A 2,753-nucleotide genomic window follows, 5' to 3' on the forward strand; every position below is an offset into this window, starting at 1 on the left:
GGTCCTCGTCGCGGGCCATGCCCAGGAAGCCGACCTCGGCGGTGGGCAGCAGGCGGGTCATCCCGTCGAGCATGCCCAGACCCGCGCGCAGGATCGGTACCACGAGGGGGGTGGGACGCGTCAGCTGCGTCCCCGTGGTCCTCACGAGCGGGGTTTGGATGGTGACCTCCGTCACCCTCACGTCCCGGGTCGCCTCGTAGGCGAGCAGGGTCACCAACTCGTCCGTCAGGCGTCGGAACGTCGGGGAGTCGGTCCGCACGTCGCGCAGGGTGGTCAGCTTGTGCGCGACCAGGGGATGGTCGACGACCAGGGTTTCCAAAACGTTCTCCGGATGAGCTGGGATAACGGGACGGGGCTGGGGAGGTGGCCCGCCCGAGTCTAACCGCGCGTACCACCCGGACCGGGCCCCTCACGAGGCGGGCGGTCCCCTTCACGGACCGGCGGCGCGGACCGTTCGGGCCCTTCGTCCGATCAGCCGGGTCGGCCGGGGGTCCTCGGAAACCCGCTTCTCATGAGAGCGTGGTCCGGACCGACGCGGACCAAGGGAGACGGCGACGCCGGAGTGATCGTTACCATGGCACTCGCACGGGCGATCCGGGTTCCCTCGTCCGTACCGAAACACCGGCCGGGTTGGGGTGACGATGACAGTGCTCGATCATGGTGACGACGACTCGGGCGACTTCGCGGCTGTCGCGTACAGGGAAGAGGAGTACTGGGACGTCGACCTGCTCCCCGTGACGCTGACACACGACCTCAAGGGCCTGATCCACGCCCTGCGCCAGCAACCGAGCATCAGCGGGTCCCTCGGACTGGTCTCGGTCGGCGACGACTTCTTCATCATCGTCCGTGTCTACGGTGGGGAGGTCTCCCTCTTCCTCTCGGACGTGACCGCGTCCGTGGACTGGCAGGTGGCCCGGGACGTCCTGGACTACCTGGACATCGACCTTCCGGACGACGACGACCTCGACCAGGTCCTGCCCGCGGGCGACCTGTCCATCGTGGCCGACCTCGGCCTGGACGAGATGGAGCTGGGCGCCCTGGCGGGCGACCTGGACCTGTATCCCGACGAGGTACTGGCCAGTGTGTCCGAACGGCTGGGATTCGCCCAGTCCTTCCAGCGTGTACTTGACGGTATGGGGTAAGGACCTGCTGGAAGAAAAGCATCCCGGCGAACAGGAGAGCACGCGGTGTCGATCTTCGCAGCTGTCTTCGCTCCCAACGGGAAGACGTGGCGGGGAACCGAGGTCGAACTCGGGGACGTGGACGTCATCGACGACGTCACCGAGCTGATGCTCGACTTCGCGACGGAGCGGGGGAGCGACCTCTCCCTTCTGCTCGTGGAGGCCGACGACGAGTGGTTCGCCATCGTGCGGACCGACGACGACGGCGGTGAGCCGCGCGTGTACCTCTCCGACGCCCGGGTGGTGCACGACCACGAGCTGGCCTCCGTGCTGTCCGAGGCCGGGGGCCTCGGCGCGCCGCCGCCCTCCGAGAGCGCCGGCGCACGACCCGATCCGCGACCCGACGGCGACGGTGACCTGCTCACCGACCTGGGGCTGACCGAGGACGAGCTGCGCTCCCTGTCGGTCGGCGGGGGAGTCCTGCCCAGCGACGTCCTGGCGGTGGTGGCCGAGCGCGCGGGCTTCGCCGAACTCCTCGACGGCATGAGGCTGTGATCGACGGGGACGTCCTCGGCGCCGCGCTGCACAGGGCGATCGCCGAGGGCGAGCGCGCCCTGGAGACGGGCGACGTGCCGGTGGGTGCGGTCGTCCTGGACGCCGGGGGCGGGGTCCTGGGAACGGGGCGCAACGAGCGCGAGGCCACCGGTGATCCCACCGCGCACGCCGAGGTGCTGGCGCTGCGCTCCGCCGCGCGCACGCGCGGCGAGTGGCGTCTGGGCGGCTGCACCCTGGTGGTCACCCTCGAACCCTGCACGATGTGCGCGGGCGCGGCGGTGCTCTCCCGCGTGGACCGGGTGGTCTACGGGGCGCGGGACGCCAAGGCGGGTGCGGCCGGATCGGTGTGGGACCTGGTCCGCGACCCCCGCCTCAACCACCGCCCGGAGGTGATCCCCCCGGACCTGGTTCCGGAGGAGATCGCCGACGGATGCTCCGATCTCCTGAGCCGGTTTTTCGCACTGCGCCGTATCCGGTAGAGTAGCGCGCGGTGGAGTCGCCTAGTGGCCGATGGCGCCCGCCTCGAAAGCGGGTAAGGGGCAACCCTTCGAGGGTTCGAATCCCTCCTCCACCGCACGAGGCCGATGTTCACGCAGGTGAGCGTCGGGCCGGTAGAGGTAGCGAGGGCCGGTTGGTCCGGGCCGGTGCACATTCAGTGCACATGGTTCGGAGCGACCGGCCTTTCGCGTGTCCGGGGTCGGAGCGGTCCGTGGCCGTGCGCCGACATGTCGCTTCGTCGACCGGGCGCCCTGTCGACATGGGTACATGCCGACAGGGCGTGAAGTCGACGCGGCTACACGGGGGCCGGTCCCGTGCTGCCCCGGGACACCAGGTGCGCCGTGGGCGACCAGCGTTCCGCGACCGGGAGACCGTCGGCGCACTCCAGCGCCGACTCGGCGACGGCGGTCCCGTACCGGTACACGTCCACGCTCATGGTGGTCAGCGCGGGCGTGGCCAGGCGGCACAGGGTGGAGTCGTCCCAGGCCACCAGGCTCAGCCGTTCGGGCACCGGGACGCCGAGGCCGCGGGCGGCCTCCAGACCGGCCACCGCCATCGCGTCGTTGTCGTACAGGATCG

Annotated in this window: 5 protein-coding genes and 1 tRNA gene (1 of these 6 running past the window's edge); 4 read left to right on the forward strand and 2 right to left on the reverse strand. The window is 70.6% G+C overall.

Translation table 11 applies throughout. The features are described 5' to 3' along the window. Window positions 1-319, reverse strand: a 319-nt coding sequence (gene upp, locus D455_RS0108330) for a uracil phosphoribosyltransferase (RefSeq protein ID WP_017570283.1), incomplete at its 3' end; no start/stop codon positions are given. A 322-nt stretch (window positions 320-641) separates the two neighbouring features. Here upp and D455_RS0108335 point away from each other — a divergent pair. The 4 genes from D455_RS0108335 (at window position 642) to D455_RS0108350 (ending at window position 2,250) form a co-directional block, all read left to right on the forward strand. Then, window positions 642-1,142, forward strand: coding sequence for a tRNA adenosine deaminase-associated protein (locus D455_RS0108335; protein ID WP_040684708.1), 501 nt, complete (start codon window positions 642-644; stop codon window positions 1,140-1,142). 45 nt (window positions 1,143-1,187) lie between these two features. After that, window positions 1,188-1,676: a tRNA adenosine deaminase-associated protein gene (locus D455_RS0108340; protein ID WP_017570285.1), complete on the forward strand. Its 489-nt coding sequence runs from the start codon at window positions 1,188-1,190 to the stop codon at window positions 1,674-1,676. Then, a complete protein-coding gene (locus tag D455_RS0108345; RefSeq protein WP_017570286.1) occupies window positions 1,673-2,155 on the forward strand; it encodes a nucleoside deaminase in 483 nt (160 codons plus the stop codon). Before D455_RS0108340 ends, D455_RS0108345 begins: the two co-directional genes overlap by 4 nt. A gap of 10 nt (window positions 2,156-2,165) precedes the next feature. After that, a tRNA-Ser gene (locus D455_RS0108350) sits at window positions 2,166-2,250 on the forward strand. 219 nt (window positions 2,251-2,469) lie between these two features. Here D455_RS0108350 and D455_RS0108355 read toward each other — a convergent pair. Next, window positions 2,470-2,753 carry the final stretch of a LacI family DNA-binding transcriptional regulator gene (locus D455_RS0108355; RefSeq protein WP_017570287.1) on the reverse strand. The gene runs 544 nt beyond the window's last position, so the window shows 284 of its 828 coding nt (coding positions 545-828); the start codon falls outside the window, past its right edge; the stop codon is at window positions 2,470-2,472.

Origin of the sequence: Nocardiopsis halotolerans DSM 44410 (genome assembly GCF_000341065.1) — a bacterium.
GTDB classification, from domain to species: domain Bacteria; phylum Actinomycetota; class Actinomycetes; order Streptosporangiales; family Streptosporangiaceae; genus Nocardiopsis; species Nocardiopsis halotolerans.

Coding starts and splice junctions, on each gene's coding strand:
- D455_RS0108335 (WP_040684708.1), top strand. CDS start 642: ATGACAGTGCTCGATCATGGTGACGACGACTCGGGCGACTTCGCGGCT.